Raw genomic sequence first — 16,884 nt, forward strand, 5'->3', positions numbered from 1 at the left:
TCTTTCAAACTTTAATATATTTTTATATAAATATATTAAAATAAGTCAATATCTCTACTATTATAACAGAAATAAACATAACTGGCACCATAGCAGCTACTCTTCTTCCTTTTATTTTTTGCATAAATAATAAAACAATGGTTTGTAAAACACCTGTAACTATTAAAAAAACAGCAAAAGGTTTAACTCCTAAAAAAAGAGCAACAACCATCATATATTTTATATCCCCACCACCTAATATCATTTGCCTATTAAGTAGCATAACAATAATAAAAAAGAAAAGAACCATTAAAGATAAAACAATAGAACTTATATATATTTTCGATTCCAAAGTACCAAATATTAAAAGCATTGCTGACATTGTAATAAGAATGTTATTGGGTACTAAAAATTTTTTAAAATCAGTATAAGATAAAAAAGCGGAAAATATATAAAAGATTATTGTAAACACAAGTATTTCTAATAAAAAGTAAAAGAGTAAACTCTTTTACTTTTCAAATTACTCTGAAGTTGAACCAGTTACTTCAGTAATTTTATTAGTAGCTGCAGTTTCTACTTTAGTTTTTTCTCCATCAACCCAAGTATTTAAACCAACAACAGCTCCAACACCTACAATTACTAACAATAAAGTTACAAGAATTTTATCCATTGCACCTTTTTCACTTTTTAATCTTCTTTTTAAGAAATCTAACATTTCGTTCTCCTTGTTTGATAAGTATTAAAATTATTTATGTTGAGTTTTACTGTAGTTGCAATATTAATTAATAATAAAAAAGAATGCAACCCGGCTATCTTCAACAAGACCCGTGGCTTTCCGTCCCTACCTCACGATAAGTTTGGCTATCACTAATATGTCGTTATTGTAATTGTTACACATATATTCTTAAGTATTACTTAAAAGTACTATAAATGTATCATTTACAAGATTATAAATAATTTCCATAACTTTATTATTTATTACTGTTAAAATTATTGTATGTTAGTTTCATTTAGAAGAATAAATAGTATTTAAAGCCCCTACAAACTCTTTTTTGATATAATCACTTTTATATATAACCAATAAGGAAAACTATGACAGTAGATGATAAACTAATTGAGAAATTATCAAGACTTTCTAGTTTAGAGATTGATGAGTCAAGAAAAGAGAACTTAAAATCTGAACTAGCTGATATTATCAACTTCGTTGAGAACTTAAATGAGATTGATGTATCAAAGATTGAAGCGACATTCAATACAGTTGAAGGTGGAACTCCTTTAAGAGAAGATGTTGCAAAACAAGATTTAGAGTTATCAAATCATATTTTAGAAAATGCTCCAAAATCTGAAGATGGATACTTTGTAGTTCCAAAGATTATTGAGTAATAAATAAAAGGAAAACAATGTTTAAGGTTTATGGAATAAAAACCTGAAACTCTGTTAGAAAAGCCTTAAGGTTTTTTAAGGACAACAATATAGAAGTAGAGTTTATTGATACAAAAAAAGAGACTCCTACTTCAACTTCTATCGAGTTTTGGATTGAAAAAGCAGGAATTGATTTAGTTTTTAATAGTAGAGGAACTAAATATAGAAGTTTAAAATTAAAAGAGCTTAATCTTGATGAACAAGGTAAGTTTGAGTGGCTATGCAAAGAGCCAATGCTTTTAAAAAGACCAATAGTTGAAATGAGTGACGATGTAGTTGTTGGTTTCAATGAAGAAGAATATAATCAAAAGTTTTTATAGTAAAAAACTAAAAAAGGGGAAGAAGTTTAACTTCTTCCCCTTTTTTTATTTAAGATATATTGATTAAACAATAATATCTTTTCTTGCTTCTTTTAGTGTATCAGCAATCATAAATGCCAACTCTAAAGCTTGGTCTGCATTTAGTCTTGGATCACACTGAGTATGATATCTACTTGCTAATCCTTCTTTAGTAATAGCAGAACTTGCACTTCCTGTACACTCTGTTACATTTTGTCCAGTCATTTCTAAGTGAATACCACCTGCATATGTACCTTCTGCTTTATGAATTTGGAAGAACTTTCTAACTTCACTTAAAATAGCTTCAAAATCTCTTGTTTTGTAACCATTATCAGTTTTGATAGTATTTCCATGCATTGGGTCTGATGACCATAATACATTTTTACCCTCTTTTTTAACTCTTGCAAGTAATTTAGGGAAATGGTCTTCTATTTTATTTGCACCCATTCTAACAATTAGGTTTAATCTTCCAGCTTCATTTTCTGGGTTTAAAGTATCAATTAATTGAATAAGTTCATCTTCTCTCATAGTAGGACCAACTTTACATCCAATTGGGTTTTTAATACCTTTAAAGTACTCAATATGAGCATCTTTTAAATCTCTTGTTCTATCACCAATCCATAACATATGAGCAGCACAGTTGAACCAATCACCAGTGATTGAATCTTTTCTAGTTAATGCTTCCTCATAGTTAAGTAATAATGCTTCATGTGAAGTATATAATGTAGTTTCACTTAATTGTGCAGTATTTGCACTTGTAATTCCACATGATTTCATAAAGTTTAATGCTTCAGAAATTCTATTTGAAACATCTTGATATCTTTCATCTAATTCATGGTCTTTTAAGAACCCTAGGTTCCATAAATGAACTTGATTTAAATCAGCCATACCACCTCTAGAGAATGCTCTTAAAAGGTTCATAGTTGCTGCACTTTGATTGTAAGCTTTTAATAATTTTTTAGCTTTTGGATTTCTAGCTTTCTCTGTAAATGCCATATCATTTACAATATCCCCTCTATATGAAGGTAGAGAAACTCCATCAATCTCTTCGAAATCTGCACTTCTTGGTTTTGCAAATTGACCAGCAACTCGTCCAACTTTTACAACAGGACATCCACCAGAGAAAGTTAAAACTACTGCCATTTGCATCATTACTTTAAATAAATCTTTAATATTGTTTGCATCAAATGCAGCAAATGATTCAGCACAATCTCCCCCTTGTAAAAGGAAAGCTTTTCCATTTACAACATCAGCTAACTTATTTTTTAGACTTAACGCTTCACCAGCAAAAATTAAAGGTGGATATGAACCTAGTTCATTCTCAACTTTTTTTAATTTTTCTAAGTCATTATATGTTGGTTGTTGTTTGATTGGAAAATCTCTCCAACTACTTGGATTCCAATTTTTCATTTCTTTGCCTTTATTTTTTATTTAATAATTAATGATTCTATCTAAAATATACTTAATAAGATAAGTTGTTATTGTTACTATTCTGTAACTATTTAAGGGGTTTTTAGGATAAAAAGACATATTAGAAACTCTAATATGTCTGTAAGATTAAGATACTAATTTAGATAGTAACTCTTTAAATGATACTTTAAATGCATCAAGTCCTTCAACTAAAAGTTTTTCATAGATGTCATTCATATTAACACCTTTTGACTCTAATAACTCAAAGTACTCATCACACTCTTTTTCAGTCATGATATCTGATTGCTCTTTTGAACCAACTTGTACCCAATCTTCAATAGTTGCTAAAGGAGCAGTATTTACAGAGTTTGGATAGATTAAGTTATCTACATAATATGAAGGTGCTAAATCATCACCTTTTACACCAGTACTTGCAAAAAGAGTTCTGATGTTTTTATTTTCAAATTTGTTAACTTCATGGTAACATTTTGTTGCATTAACAATTCCAAGTTTAGAAGTTTCTAAACCTTTTTGCATAAAATCACCATCACATAATCTATCAAATCTTGAAACAAATACAGAAATAACTGCTTTTATATCTTTATTTGATTCTTTAATTCCCTCATCTAAAGCTTGTGCACATTTAACAGCTTGGTCAACTGAGAAAATAAGTGTTGCATTTACATGAATACCTCTTGATGTTAACTCTCTCATTGCAATGTATCCAGCTTGTGTAGCAGGAACTTTAATCATCACATTATCAGCACCAATAGAGTTATGTAATCTAACACCCTCTTCTATAGTACCTTGAGCATCATCGCAAAGTGTTGGGTCAACTTCAATAGAAATAAATCCATCATCTGCATCATTTTTATGTAATTCATCAAGTAAACAAGCAGCTCTTTTAATATCAGTTAGAGCTAACTCTTCATAGATTGTTTTTGCATTATTTGCTTGTAACATATCAAGTTGTTGTTTGTATGCCACAGAGTTAGTAATAGATGATGCAAAAATCGCTGGATTTGAAGTAGCACCTTGTATTACCTCATCTTTGATAATCTCTTGAAATCTATTTTCTAAGAAATCTCTTTCAATAAAATCACACCATAAAGAGTAGTTAATATCTTCTTTTAAACTCATGTTTATTTCCCTTATAAATTATCTAAGATTTTTGTTAAATCTTTTGTGTCAACAATAATATTAGCTTCTTTCTTTAATACTTCTTTAGCACAAAATGCAACTCTAGTATCAGCATGAGCAAACATTGATAAGTCATTTGCTCCATCTCCACAAACTAAAGTATCAGCTTTTGAAACACCTAAAATATTTTGTAATCTTTGAATCATATCACCTTTTGAATATCCAAACATCATGTCTCCACCAACAAGTCCTGTTAAGATACCATCTCTTTCATGTAATACATTTGAGAAATCAGCATCAAGTCCAAGTTTATCTTTTGCAGGAGATGTTCCTATTCTAAATCCACCTGAGAAACATACAACTTTATATCCCATTTTTTTAAGTTCAGGAATAATCTCATATGCACCTGGCATTAATGGTAAGTCTTTACAAATCTCTACAGCTTTTGCATACTCTAAACCTTCAAGTAAAGATACTCTTTCAATTAAAGATTCAAAAAAGTCTAACTCTCCAGCCATTGCTTTTTCAGTGATTCCTGCAACTTTTTCCTCTAATCCTAAAGGTTTTGCAAGAAAGTCAATTGTTTCTCCATCCATAAGTGTTGAATCAAAATCAAATACAGCTAATTTCATTAATTTTCCCTAGTTTTATTCTTTAAAGGTTATAATAATATCTAAAATTAACTAAAGGAAACTGATTGAAACTAGCTTGTATTGATATAGGACTTAAAAGAATAGGAGTTGCAATCTGTCTTAGTTCAAACATAGTAACACCACAAGAAGCGATTCTGAGAAAAAATAGAAATCAAGCCTCAAACGATGTAAATGCTTTTTTAAAAGAGTGGGAAATTGAAAAATTAATAGTTGGGTTTCCTAGTGCAAGTGAAGATATGCAAAAAAGAATTAATCACTTTGTAAAACTACTAGAACTTGATATACCTTATGAATTCCAAGAAGAGAATATGAGCTCAATTGAAGCCGAAGATATGATGAAAGGTGAAATCAAATACAAAAGAGATGGAAGGGTTGACTCTCTTGCAGCAAAAATTATACTAGAGAGATATTTAGCAAAAAACTAATACTAAATATCTCTGCCTTTTCTTTAAGTAAAATCTATTTTTTAGTATTTTGAACCACGGCAATTGCTAAACCTTGGTCATGAGTTATTGATAAATAAGACTTTTTGATTTTATACTTTTTTCTTATTTCTTTTTTGTATTTTATTTTTGGAGCACCAAGCTTTGACTTTTTGATTTTAATATCATGAAATCCACACTCTTTACCAATACCAGTACCCAAAGCTTTTGAAGCAGCCTCTTTAGCAGCCCAAAAACCAGCAGCACTCTCAGGTCTTTTTATAAGCTCAATCTCTTCATCATCTAAAAATCTTTCATAAGCCTTTCGTCCAAACTTCTCATACATTCTTTTTATTCTATCCACAGAAGCTACATCTATACCTATCATTCTTTTTAACCTATTTATTAATTTAATAATTATAGCGTTGTTTCACATAAAATATATGCAAATTATTTCACACAATAATTAATTTTATTTTTGATACAATAAAATAATAAAATAACACAAGGAGACAAAATGATGTCAAAACTAAAAGTTGCTTTAATAGCTACATCTTTAATTACATTATTTAGTGGTTGTGCAACAGAAAGTTCACAATCTATAAAAGTACCAGAAAATAAAGTTGAAAGAACTCTATATAGTGGTGAAAAGATGATGGTTTCAATTGGTAGATTTGATAATAGATCTGCATACAACAATGGTATATTTTCAAATGGTCAAGATAGATTAGGAAACCAAGCACAAACAATTTTAACTACAAGTTTACAACAAAGTGGTCATTTCTTAGTACTTGATAGAACAAATCTAACTGCATTAAAACAAGAAAGTAATTTTTCAAAAGTAAATCAAAATATAAAAGGTGCTAAATATGTTATATCTGGTGATGTAGTAGAATTTGGTAGAAAAACAGTAGGTGATCACCAGTTTTTTGGAATACTTGGAAAAGGTAAAAAACAAGTAGCTTACGCAAAAGTTAATTTAAATGTTATTGATGTTAATACTACTGCTGTAGTATATTCTTCACAAGGTGCGGGAGAATTTGCATTATCAAATAGAGAGATTATAGGATTTGGTGGAACAGCTGGCTATGATGCAACTTTAAATGATAAAGTTTTAAGTCTAGCAATTAATGAAGCAGTAAATAACTTAACAAAAAAAGTTCATTAAGAAAGTAGTGTGAAGTGAAATATTTTATTAATACTCTTATAATAGGTAGTTTTGTAATTTTATTAACTGGTTGTGGTAGTAATGCTAATCAAACTATTTATCATTGGGATAGAGCTTATATTGATTCTGTATATGAATCATTAAATGAAGAAGGTGATATAAACACTCAAATCTCTAATTTAGAAAAAATCATTCAAGATAGTTATGCTAATAAGAAAAAAATTGCTCCTGGAATGTATGCACAATTAGGACTTTTATACTCTAAAATTGGGAATAATTCTAAATCAATAATGAATTTAGATAAAGAGATAGAAATGTTTCCTGAATCAAAACAGTATATTACTTTTTTAAAAAATAAAGGAGTGAAGTAATGAAAAATATTTTTATTACCCTATTTTCAATTACTATTATGATTTTCTTATCAGGTTGTGCTAAAAATCAAGAGTTATATGATTATAGTTCTTTTACTAAAAATAAACCTAAATCTATTTTAGTTGTATTACCAACAAATGAATCTTTAGATATAAAAGGTAGTTCGGCTACACTAGCTAACTCAATTTTACCTTTAAGTGAAGCTGGTTATTATGTTTTCCCTCCTGCTTTAGTAAATGAAACATTTAAACACAATGGAGTATATGAAGCAAAAGAAATTAGAAATGTTTCTTTAGAAAAATTAAAAGAGATTTTTGGAGCAGATTCAGTATTATATATAAATGTTAAAAAATACGGTAATAACTATGCTGTTTTATCTAGTAAAACGGAAATAGAATTAGAAGCTAAATTAGTAGATTTACATAGTGGAAAAATACTTTGGAATAAAGAAACTAAATTTATCAAATCTTCTGGTGATAGTGGTGGCGGATTAATTGGTATGTTAGTTACTGCTGTAGTTGCTCAGATTGTAAATGAATCAACTGATCAAGCATATGAAGCATCAATGATTGCTAATAATATCTTATTTAGAACAAATTGTAATGATTGTATTTTATATGGAAGTTACTCACCAAACTTTAATAAAGACCTACAACTAAAATAACCCATAATAACATCTAATCAAAATTATTAAGAGAGAAGTTAAAATACACTCTCTCTTAATAACTAATACTTAATACTTTTATCTTTTTTGATTATCTCAAAATCATCTTTTATTGAATATTCTATAATATTATTGAATTTTCAATATTATTAGTATAAAATATATCAAAAGGAACTAAAATGAAAGAGATATTAAGAGAGATAGGAATGATCTCTAGGTGTTTAGCCACTATTAGCGATATTGAGTTCAAAGATATACAACTAGGAAAAAATCAATACTTATATTTAGTAAGAGTTTATGAGAACCCAGGAATTATTCAAGAAAAACTCTCACAATTACTAAAAGTAGATAGAACAACTACCGCTAAGGCTGTAAAAAAACTAATAGAGCAAGGCTACCTTGAAAAAGTCCAAACACAAGACAACAAAAAAGAGTTCAAACTATTTTGTACTCAAAAAGGTAAAGATATTTACTCTTTTTTAGAAAAAGAAGAAAACCATAGTTCTAAAATCTCTTTGATAGATTTTGATAAAGAAGAAAAAAAAGAGTTATTAAAAATGCTTCATTCTATGAGAATACGTATAGAAAATGAGTGGCAAGAAATAAAAAAAGGGAAAAAAAGAGATTATTAAATGAAAATAGAAATAAAAAATTTTAATGAATTAACAAATACTGAGATTTATAATATTTTGAAAATTAGAGCAGAAGTTTTTGTTGTTGAACAAAACTGTATTTACAACGATATTGACGACAAAGACTTAGAAGCTATTCACATGTTTATAAAAGAAGACTCAAACATAGTTGCATATTTGCGAGTTTTAGAAAAAAGTGACGAGAAAATATCATTTGGTAGAGTTTTAGTAGAAAAAAACTCTAGAAAAAAAGGTTATGCTATTGAACTTATTTCAGAAGCTCTAAAACTAATAAATAAACAATGGCCTGAAAAAAATGTAATTATTGAAGCCCAGTCATATCTAAAAAAATTTTACGAAAGCTTTGGTTTTAAAGCAATAAAAAATGAACATATTGAAGATGGTATTCCTCATTATTGGATGGAAAAATCTTAAGATATAAATCACAGATAAAAAATGGTAGAATAGCCCAAAATAAAATGAAAAAGGTTAAAAACTAGATGCAACTATTATTAAAAAAGCTATTGTATTTATTAGTTATGCTTTTTATAATTAGTTTGATTTCATTTATAGCTATAAATGCAGCGCCAAACTCTTTTTTTGCAAGTGGGCAGTTAAACCCTAATATTACAGAAGAGTCAATTGCTCAACTAAAAGCTATTTATGGACTAGATAAGCCTTTATATGTACAGTATTTTTCATGGCTTATAGCTATGGTTCAACTTGATTTTGGTATTTCTTTTGCTAGTGGTTCACAAGTAAAAGAAGAGATATTAAGTAGAATTCCAATCACACTTACAATAAATATAATCTCAATGGTTTTTATCTTTTTTATTTCACTTTATCTTGGAATAAAAGCAGCATTAAATAAAAATAGTTTTTTTGATAGATTCACAGGACAGTTATCACTTCTTAGTTTTTCTATGCCATCTTTCTATTTAGCCTTGCTTTTAGTTTTAATTTTTGCTATAAACTTTGAAGTTTTACCAATAGCAGGTTTACACTCCGTACCAGATGATGGAAGTTTAACTTACTATTTAGATTTTGCATGGCACTTAATACTTCCTATTTCTATCATAATATTTAGTGGAATTGGAAGTTTGACTTTATATATTAGATCGCTTACTATTGAGATTTTAAAGTCTGATTATATTTTCTTTGCAAAAGCAAGAGGTTTAAATAACAAACAAATTCTAAGATACTATATCTTACCAAATCTATATCCACCAGTTATTACACTACTTGGATTATCACTTCCAGGAATTATTGGTGGTTCAGTAATACTTGAAACAATTTTTTCTATTGATGGAATGGGACTTTTATTTTTCCAAAGTGCTTTAGCTCATGACTATCCTGTAATTATGGGAATATTAATCATCGGAGCATTTTTAACACTTCTTGGAAATATCTTAGCAGACTTAGTTCTACTAAAACTAAACCCAAACTATGATGGAAAATAAGAAATTTAATTAAGGAAACATAATTGAAAGTTTTAAAAACTATTGAGCAGTTACAAGAAGTTAGAAAAAATATTAACTCAACAGTTGGTTTTGTACCAACAATGGGAGCTTTACATGATGGACATATCTCTTTAATCAAAAAAGCAAGAGAAGAAAATGAAATAGTTATAGTATCTATCTTTGTTAACCCTACGCAATTTCTTCCAGGAGAAGATTTAGACGCATACCCAAGAAAAGACGAAGCAGACAAAAAAATCTGTGAGATGTGTAAAGTTGACTATCTTTTCATGCCTGAAATTTCTACTATGTATGGAAGTGAAGAGATTTTAATAAAAGCTCCAAATAAAAGCTATATGTTAGAAGGCAAAACAAGACCAGGTCATTTTGATGGTGTTTTACAAGTAGTTTTAAAACTATTTGGATTAACTCAACCAACAAATGCATACTTTGGTAAAAAAGATGCACAACAACTATCGCTTATTCAACAAATGGTTAAAAACCTTTTCTTACCAATAAACATAGTACCTTGTGATATAGTGAGAGAAAAAGATGGACTTGCTATGAGTTCAAGAAATGTATATTTAGATGAAATTCAAAGAAAAGATGCATTACTTATTTCAAAGTCACTTTATAGTGCTGCTTCACTTATAGCAAAAGGTGAACTTGATGTAAAAAAAGTAAAAGAGAAAATCTATGAGGTTATGTCAAGTCTTGATGTGGAGTATGTAGCAATAGTTGATAGAGAATTTAATGAAATAGAAACTATTGAGCTTAAAAATACAGTAATTCTAGTAGTTGCTAGATTTGGGAATACAAGACTTCTTGATAATATTTGGTTATAAAACAAATATTTTACAAAAAAAAGCTTTTATGCTAAAATTGCGAAAAAATTAAGGTTTAAATATTAAATGAAATTTACTACTAAAAATCCTGATAAATCATTACATCTTGTTTCACTTGGTTGTACAAAAAACCTTGTTGACTCAGAAGTAATGCTTGGAAAATTAAAAGATTATACACTTACAAATGATTCTTCAACAGCAGATGTTATTATTGTAAATACATGTGGTTTTATTGACTCGGCAAAAGAAGAGAGTATTAATACGATTTTAAATTTACATGATGAAAGAAAAGAAGAATCAGTTCTAGTTATGGCTGGTTGTTTAAGTGAAAGATACAAAGAAGAGCTACAAAAAGAACTACCTGAAATCGATGTATTTACAGGAGTTGGTGACTATGATAGAATTGATGAACTTGTAAATGCTAAAAGATCAAACTTCACAAATGAAGTATTCTTAGCAAGTGAAACAAATGATAGAGTTATCACTGGTTCTAACTACCATGCTTACGTAAAATTAAGTGAAGGATGTAACCAAGCCTGTTCATTCTGTGCTATTCCTAGTTTCAAAGGAAAACTTCACTCAAGAACACTTGAATCACTAGTAAAAGAAGTAACATCTCTAGTTCAACAAGGATTTACTGACTTTTCTTTTGTATCTCAAGACTCATCTTCATTCTTAAGAGATTTAGGACACAAAGATGGTTTAGAGCAGTTAGTTGAAGCTGTTGAAAAAATAGAAGGGATAAAAACTGCTAGAATTTTATACCTTTACCCATCAACAACTACATTATCACTTATTGACAAAATTGCTGATTCTAAAGTATTTGTAAACTACTTTGATATGCCACTTCAACATATCACTCCTTCAATGTTAAAAATTATGAAAAGAGGAAAAGGTGTTGAAAAACTAATTGAGCTTATGGATCATATGAAATCAAAACCAAACTCTTTTGTAAGAACTACATTTATAGCTGGTCACCCAGGTGAAACACAAGAAGATTTTGAAGCTTTAGCAAAATATATTGAAGAGTATAAGTTTGATAGAGCAAATGTATTCTCTTACTCTGATGAAGAAGGAACAACAGCTTCAAAATCAGATGCAAAAGTTGAACAAGAAATCATAGATGAAAGAGCAGATATTTTAGGTGAAATCATTGCCCAAACAACTCAAGAATCACTTGAAAAAGAAGTAGGTCAAACTTTTGAAGTATATGTTGATGGTGAGAGTGAAGAGCATGAGTACTTATTAAGTGCTAGAAAAACTGTATGGGCTCCTGATATTGATGGAGAGATCTACATCAATGACAATGAATTAACAGATGAAAAAGGTGAACAAAAACAGTTAGAATTTGGAAAAATCTATACTGTAAAAATCACTGAACTTGTAGGTGATAAACTACTAGCAACTGTTATTAAATAACATGAACTTAAACTTTAGTGCAATAAAAGAGTCTAAAAACCTTCTTGCTTTTTCAGCAGGAGTAGACTCCAGTGCACTATTTTTCCTTCTTCTTGAAAACAATATCCCTTTTGATATAGCCATTGTTGATTATAATTTAAGAGAACAATCAAAAGAAGAAGTATCTTACGCAAAAGAACTCTCCCTTAAATATAATAAACAGATTTTTATAAAAGAAGTCTTTTTAGAGGGTTCTAACTTTGAAAAAAAAGCAAGAGATATAAGATATAACTTTTTTGAAGAGCTTATCAGAAAACACAGCTATACTACTTTAATTACTGCACATCAACTAAATGATAAGCTAGAATGGTTTATGATGCAACTTTCAAAAGGTGCAGGATTAAGTGAGCTAATAGGCTTTAATAGTTGGGAAGAAAAAGAGTTTTATAAAATATATAAACCTCTTCTAAATATCACAAAAGATGAACTTCAAGAGTATTTAATAGCAAATGATTTTAAATATTTTATTGATGAGACAAATAGTGATACAAAATACAAAAGAAACTATTTTAGACATAACTTTAGTGATAAATTTTTAAAAGAGTTTAAAGACGGAGTAATAAACTCTTTTGAATACTTACAAAAAGACATTAACTCTTTAAATAAAAATAGTGATTGCCTACAGAAATTAAAAGATTTAGAAGTTTTTAAAAATACAAATGATGATAATCTAAATATTAGAATTATAGATAAAAGTTTAAAAAGGAGAGGATATATTTTATCTAAAGCTTCAAGAAATGAGATTTTAAAACAAAAAGAGATTATTATATCCCATAAAGTTGCAATTAGCATTACAAATAACTATATTTTTATATGTCCAAATTTTAAAATAACTATGGATAAAAAGTTTAAAGAAAAGTGTAGAGTAAAAAAAATACCTAAAAATATTAGAGCTTATTTATATAAAGAAAAAATAGAAATTGAAAGCTTAATTATTTAAAAACTTTCTCATTTTTCTTGCTTCATCTAAATCTGTTTTTGCTTGTGATTTTTGTCTTTTTAAAAAGTTTATACTTTTGAAGAACAGTTCTTCCAACTGTTTTAATTGTTCAAGCTCTAAGTCAAAATCTTCTATGCTATTTTGACCTATATACTCTTCATACCAAGATACAAGAGCATCTGCTTTTTCATAAGAATCTAGGGAATCAATTCTGATTAATTCTTCTAAGGCCCTTACAGACCTGTCTCTTCTTTCCATGCTTCTATTAACCCTTGTGCTACTTTCATTACTTGATTTACAGCATTTATATTATCGTCAATACCAGCAGAAAAAAGTGTCTCAATTTGATAAAGATATAATCCATCTAAATAATAAGCAACATCACCACCATCAAAATCTAGTACATTTCTTAATTCATCAAAAATAGCAATTGTCTTATTTATATATGTAAACTTAGCTTCAATATCACCCTCTTCCATTGCATTTTTTACAAATGAAAGATATTTAATTATACCTTCGTATAATTTAAGTATCAGTACATAAGGATCATCTGAAACTGCATTTTGTTGATTATATATATCTAATCCCATAAAGTATCTCCGTTTTTCATCTAGTAATAAGTATATTATATATTAGCTTAATTTTAAACAAAAAGAGAAAAAATAATTTTCTCTTTTTATTATCCTGAAGTAGTAGATTGTTGGATCATCATTTTAAGTCCAGAGAAAGATGATTCAAATTGTGTAATAAGTGCAGTATATGCTGCAAATTGATTTGCTAATTGGCTGTATTTATCATCCAATGCCTCTACAGCTTTTTCTTTTTCTTTTTCAAGTGTTTCTTCTCTTGAATCAATACCTTTTTCATAAGTATCAAGTAATCCACCTGTAAAGTTCATTTCATCTAAAGCTGCTTTTAATTGTGTACCAAAACCTTCTTTAGCAGCAGTACCAACAAATAACTCTTTTAACTCTTCTGGATTGTTAGTTAGAACCTCATTAAAAGCAACAGTATCTAATGAAATTTTTCCTGTTTTATCTAACTCAAAACCATAGTTAAATAAAGATTTATCAGAATTTTCTCCATACTCTCCAAATAGTTTTTCCTTAACTTGAGAAAGTAGAGTTCTTAAAGATGATTTATCAGAGATTGAACTATCAGCACTATCTATTTCTTCATTAACTAAATCAACTAATTCATTGAATTTAGTGATAAAATCTTTGATCTGTGTTTCAATGTAAGAAGTATCTTTACTAACATTAATTGAAGATTCTCCAAGTTTTGTAGCTGTAATATCTAAACCATCAACAGTAATTTTATTTTCAGCTGAAGTATAAGCAACACCATCAACTTCTAAACTCATATCTTGTGCAGTTAATGTATGGTTAGCAGCATTTACAGTAGTTCCATCTGTTGTATAACCTAAAGCCTGACTAGCAGCTCCTGATATAGTTAAAGCATTAGCTAAACCAGACTCTTCACTTTTTAAAACCAATCTATATGAATCTGTACCTACTTGGTCTAAAGAAGCATGAATTCCAACTTTTTCATTAATTGCAGTTGCTAGTTCATCATAAGTTGCATAATCAACCGTATTAAAAGTATGAACAGTTCCATCAATCTCTATATTTAATGCTCCTATATCACCTAAAGCATCTTTTGTTGCTGCATCAATTGCATCTGATTGATAAACATCTTTTTGTGCTAAACTTTGTACATTTACAGTTGTAATACCTACATTTACATTTTTAGAATCTGTAGCATTAAATACTACTGAATCACCAGATGTTGTAGCAGATTTTTCTTCAAAAGCATTTGATCCACTAGTAACAAATAAGTCAAAAGGTTTTACTGTTTCTAGTAACTCATTTACTTTAGAATTAATAGTTGCGAAAGTCTCTTTCTCTTTTACAATATCTTCTAAATTTGTTTCTAAGGGTTCAACTCTAGCTTTTCTTTCTGCTGCTTTTAATTTATCAATTAAATCTTGATTTAATGCAGTAGATTGTCCTGTTCCTAGTCCTAAAATACCATCAGCCATAACTTACTCCTTATTACCTTTTAAGACCTAATAAAGTCTGTAACATTTCATCAATTATAGTTACAATTTTAGCATTAGCTGTGTAAGCTGCTTGAAACTTAACTAAATTAACCATCTCTTCGTCTTTATCAACTTTTACAAGTTCATTATATGAAGATGTTAAAGCTGCTTTAATATCTTTTTGAGTATCTAAAACAAAATCTGTACTCTCTTTATCCTCTGAAACAATTGCTCTAATCTCTTGAAAGAACTCTGAAAAAGAAGTTCTATCATTATGAGTTGGGTCTTGTGCTCCATCTGTAAAAGATAAATCTTTTTTCCATTGAAGCTCTGCTAAGTAATCTAAATCTTTTTGATCTAAATCATTAATAGCTGTTTCATTAAACTTCAATGTACTTACACTTGTACCTGAGAAAAGTCCTAGTTTTACTGTATCTCCTACAGTACTATCAAGTTCATCAATAGCTTTTTCACCAAACTTATAAGTATCAACACCTGTTCTTATATATTTATCTGTAACATCTGCAAGAACTTTTGCAAACTTATCAAGTTTTTCTTTATAAACCTCTAGTTTATTGTTTGGTGAATCAGAACTGATATTATCTGTTTGAACTTTTAAAACACCAGATTTTAAGTCAACTTCTTTATCATAGATTGCAACATAAGTTCTACTTACTGCTTCACTACTTTGAAGTTCATCTTTATAAAAACTATTTCTTACTTCATCTAAATTACCATCACCATCAACATCATTACTTTCAGTAATTGTAATTCTACCTTCAAATTTACCATTAACTCCTGGGCTATCTGATTCAATTAATAAGAATTTATCTTCACCATCAATATCAATTTTATTTCCATCATCATCAACTCTGTAGTTACCATTATATGCAGTAATTAATCCTTTTGTACTAGGATTGTCATTTATTGCATAAGCCAAAGCTCTTACATAATTGTCTGCATCAACAACATCAGGAGTTCCATCTTCATCAAAATCAATATCAACTGCATTTCCATCTTTATCAGTATATTGAGAACTACCAACTGTAATTGTCACTTCTTGGTCGTTATTAAGTTTATAAGTGATTTTATCACCTAACTCAGGAGTATTAGTTACAGCACCTGTTGTATTATCAATAAATGTTAAACTACTTCCTGTACCTGCATTATCTGCAAATCTATCTATTTGAGCTTTATGTTCTTCTTCAACACTAATATCTCTAACATTTGTGTTATATCTAACTGCTACGTTACCAGCAATTTTAAGCTCATATTCACCAAAAGATCTATCAACATTAATATCAACATACGAAGATAATTGTTCTTCTAGGTAATCTCTTCTATCTAATAAATCATTAGTAGCTTCACTTTGTTTACCTAGTTTTTCATTGATTTGACCAATCTCTTGTAAAATATCATTTACTTTATCTACATTAGATTGAAGCTCTTGCTCTTCTAACTCTTGCGCTCTTTCAATACCTGTATATAAATTTTGTAAAGACTCTACTAAAAGTTTACCTTCATTAATAAGTCCATTTTTATATACTTCAGAATTCGGATTAGATCTTAAATTTTCAACCGCTTGGAAATATCTATTTAAGTCTGAAGAAAAACCACTATTATCAGTCTCTTTAAAAGCTGTTTCAACACTTCCTAAAATACTTGAAAGCTTAGTATATCCTTGCTCTCTTGTATTTTCAGTCATAAGCCTATCAAACATATATTGGTTTGTAACCCTATATGCATTGTCAGCACCAACACCACGACCTGTAAATCTAGTGTCAGTCTGCTCAAGCTCTTTTATATCAACAACTCTTTTTTTATAACCAGGAGTATTCTCATTAGCTATATTATTAGAAACATTCTCAACAGCTATTTTAGCAGCTGTTAAACCAGTTTGTGAAACATTTAATGTATTAAGCATAGAGACTCCTTTGTAGTAT

At 28.8% G+C, this 16,884-nt stretch carries 21 protein-coding genes, 1 pseudogene and 1 riboswitch; of the genes and pseudogenes, 12 read left to right on the plus strand and 10 right to left on the minus strand.

Translation table 11 applies throughout. The features are described 5' to 3' along the window. Positions 1-22 precede the first annotated feature (22 nt). Positions 23-451, minus strand: coding sequence for a prepilin peptidase (locus tag ACH5BF_RS09525; protein WP_423274011.1), 429 nt, complete (start codon positions 449-451; stop codon positions 23-25). Between the two features lie 48 nt (positions 452-499). Continuing rightward, a complete protein-coding gene (locus ACH5BF_RS09530; protein WP_254576419.1) occupies positions 500-694 on the minus strand; it encodes a hypothetical protein in 195 nt (64 codons plus the stop codon). A gap of 81 nt (positions 695-775) precedes the next feature. Further along, positions 776-851: riboswitch (cyclic di-GMP riboswitch) on the minus strand. 220 nt (positions 852-1,071) lie between these two features. Between ACH5BF_RS09530 and gatC the strand changes: the two genes are divergently transcribed. Both gatC and ACH5BF_RS09540 read left to right on the plus strand, forming a co-directional pair. After that, a complete protein-coding gene (gene gatC / locus ACH5BF_RS09535; RefSeq protein ID WP_423274012.1) occupies positions 1,072-1,362 on the plus strand; it encodes an Asp-tRNA(Asn)/Glu-tRNA(Gln) amidotransferase subunit GatC in 291 nt (96 codons plus the stop codon). A 62-nt stretch (positions 1,363-1,424) separates the two neighbouring features. Then, positions 1,425-1,721 (plus strand): annotated as a pseudogene (locus ACH5BF_RS09540) (arsenate reductase family protein); the annotation flags it as partial. Between the two features lie 63 nt (positions 1,722-1,784). Here ACH5BF_RS09540 and ACH5BF_RS09545 read toward each other — a convergent pair. From ACH5BF_RS09545 to serB, 3 genes are all read right to left on the minus strand, one after another. Continuing rightward, on the minus strand, positions 1,785-3,149 hold the full coding sequence (locus ACH5BF_RS09545; protein WP_423274013.1) for a class II 3-deoxy-7-phosphoheptulonate synthase: 1,365 nt from the start codon (positions 3,147-3,149) through the stop codon (positions 1,785-1,787). Between the two features lie 147 nt (positions 3,150-3,296). After that, complete coding sequence (locus ACH5BF_RS09550) at positions 3,297-4,289, minus strand: transaldolase (RefSeq protein ID WP_423274014.1); 993 nt, start codon at positions 4,287-4,289, stop codon at positions 3,297-3,299. Between the two features lie 11 nt (positions 4,290-4,300). Further along, the gene (gene serB, locus ACH5BF_RS09555) at positions 4,301-4,921 is read right to left on the minus strand and encodes a phosphoserine phosphatase SerB (protein WP_254576424.1); all 621 of its coding nucleotides are present in this window, start codon (positions 4,919-4,921) and stop codon (positions 4,301-4,303) included. Positions 4,922-4,986: 65 nt separating this feature from the next. Between serB and ruvX the strand changes: the two genes are divergently transcribed. Then, entirely contained in the window at positions 4,987-5,367 is a 381-nt protein-coding gene (ruvX, locus tag ACH5BF_RS09560) for a Holliday junction resolvase RuvX (protein WP_423274015.1), read from the plus strand. A gap of 34 nt (positions 5,368-5,401) precedes the next feature. On the opposite strand, the gene acpS is transcribed toward ruvX, so the two are convergent. Continuing rightward, the gene (gene acpS / locus ACH5BF_RS09565; RefSeq protein WP_423274016.1) at positions 5,402-5,752 is read right to left on the minus strand and encodes a holo-ACP synthase; all 351 of its coding nucleotides are present in this window, start codon (positions 5,750-5,752) and stop codon (positions 5,402-5,404) included. A gap of 129 nt (positions 5,753-5,881) precedes the next feature. Between acpS and ACH5BF_RS09570 the strand changes: the two genes are divergently transcribed. The 9 genes from ACH5BF_RS09570 (at position 5,882) to tilS (ending at position 12,900) form a co-directional block, all read left to right on the plus strand. Beyond that, positions 5,882-6,532: a CsgG/HfaB family protein gene (locus tag ACH5BF_RS09570; RefSeq protein ID WP_423274017.1), complete on the plus strand. Its 651-nt coding sequence runs from the start codon at positions 5,882-5,884 to the stop codon at positions 6,530-6,532. 14 nt (positions 6,533-6,546) lie between these two features. Further along, positions 6,547-6,903, plus strand: coding sequence for a DUF4810 domain-containing protein (locus tag ACH5BF_RS09575; RefSeq protein ID WP_423274018.1), 357 nt, complete (start codon positions 6,547-6,549; stop codon positions 6,901-6,903). Continuing rightward, positions 6,903-7,568 carry a DUF799 domain-containing protein gene (locus ACH5BF_RS09580; RefSeq protein WP_423274019.1) on the plus strand — a complete coding sequence of 222 codons (666 nt, stop codon included), beginning with the start codon at positions 6,903-6,905 and terminating at the stop codon, positions 7,566-7,568. The genes ACH5BF_RS09575 and ACH5BF_RS09580 overlap by 1 nt, the downstream gene beginning before the upstream one ends. Positions 7,569-7,747: 179 nt before the next feature. Then, complete coding sequence (locus tag ACH5BF_RS09585; RefSeq protein ID WP_423274020.1) at positions 7,748-8,200, plus strand: MarR family winged helix-turn-helix transcriptional regulator; 453 nt, start codon at positions 7,748-7,750, stop codon at positions 8,198-8,200. After that, positions 8,201-8,635: a GNAT family N-acetyltransferase gene (locus ACH5BF_RS09590; RefSeq protein ID WP_423274021.1), complete on the plus strand. Its 435-nt coding sequence runs from the start codon at positions 8,201-8,203 to the stop codon at positions 8,633-8,635. Between the two features lie 65 nt (positions 8,636-8,700). Then, positions 8,701-9,660, plus strand: a complete 960-nt coding sequence (locus ACH5BF_RS09595) for an ABC transporter permease (RefSeq protein WP_423274022.1) — start codon at positions 8,701-8,703, stop codon at positions 9,658-9,660. Positions 9,661-9,683: 23 nt separating this feature from the next. After that, on the plus strand, positions 9,684-10,502 hold the full coding sequence (panC, locus tag ACH5BF_RS09600; RefSeq protein ID WP_423274023.1) for a pantoate--beta-alanine ligase: 819 nt from the start codon (positions 9,684-9,686) through the stop codon (positions 10,500-10,502). Positions 10,503-10,568: 66 nt separating this feature from the next. Next, positions 10,569-11,921 carry a 30S ribosomal protein S12 methylthiotransferase RimO gene (gene rimO / locus ACH5BF_RS09605; RefSeq protein WP_423274024.1) on the plus strand — a complete coding sequence of 451 codons (1,353 nt, stop codon included), beginning with the start codon at positions 10,569-10,571 and terminating at the stop codon, positions 11,919-11,921. 1 nt (position 11,922) lies between these two features. Next, positions 11,923-12,900 carry a tRNA lysidine(34) synthetase TilS gene (tilS, locus tag ACH5BF_RS09610; RefSeq protein ID WP_423274025.1) on the plus strand — a complete coding sequence of 326 codons (978 nt, stop codon included), beginning with the start codon at positions 11,923-11,925 and terminating at the stop codon, positions 12,898-12,900. On the opposite strand, the gene ACH5BF_RS09615 is transcribed toward tilS, so the two are convergent. From ACH5BF_RS09615 to ACH5BF_RS09630, 4 genes are all read right to left on the minus strand, one after another. Then, complete coding sequence (locus ACH5BF_RS09615) at positions 12,889-13,158, minus strand: hypothetical protein (protein ID WP_423274026.1); 270 nt, start codon at positions 13,156-13,158, stop codon at positions 12,889-12,891. The two genes, tilS and ACH5BF_RS09615, sit on opposite strands and share 12 nt — an antisense overlap. Further along, complete coding sequence (gene fliS, locus ACH5BF_RS09620) at positions 13,134-13,490, minus strand: flagellar export chaperone FliS (RefSeq protein WP_423274027.1); 357 nt, start codon at positions 13,488-13,490, stop codon at positions 13,134-13,136. The genes ACH5BF_RS09615 and fliS overlap by 25 nt, the downstream gene beginning before the upstream one ends. An 89-nt stretch (positions 13,491-13,579) precedes the next feature. Beyond that, positions 13,580-14,941 carry a flagellar filament capping protein FliD gene (gene fliD / locus ACH5BF_RS09625; protein ID WP_423274028.1) on the minus strand — a complete coding sequence of 454 codons (1,362 nt, stop codon included), beginning with the start codon at positions 14,939-14,941 and terminating at the stop codon, positions 13,580-13,582. Between the two features lie 13 nt (positions 14,942-14,954). Continuing rightward, complete coding sequence (locus ACH5BF_RS09630) at positions 14,955-16,865, minus strand: flagellar hook-associated protein FlgK (RefSeq protein WP_423274029.1); 1,911 nt, start codon at positions 16,863-16,865, stop codon at positions 14,955-14,957. Positions 16,866-16,884: the final 19 nt, after the last annotated feature.

Origin of the sequence: Arcobacter pernae (genome assembly GCF_049472135.1) — a bacterium.
Lineage (GTDB): Bacteria > Campylobacterota > Campylobacteria > Campylobacterales > Arcobacteraceae > Arcobacter_B.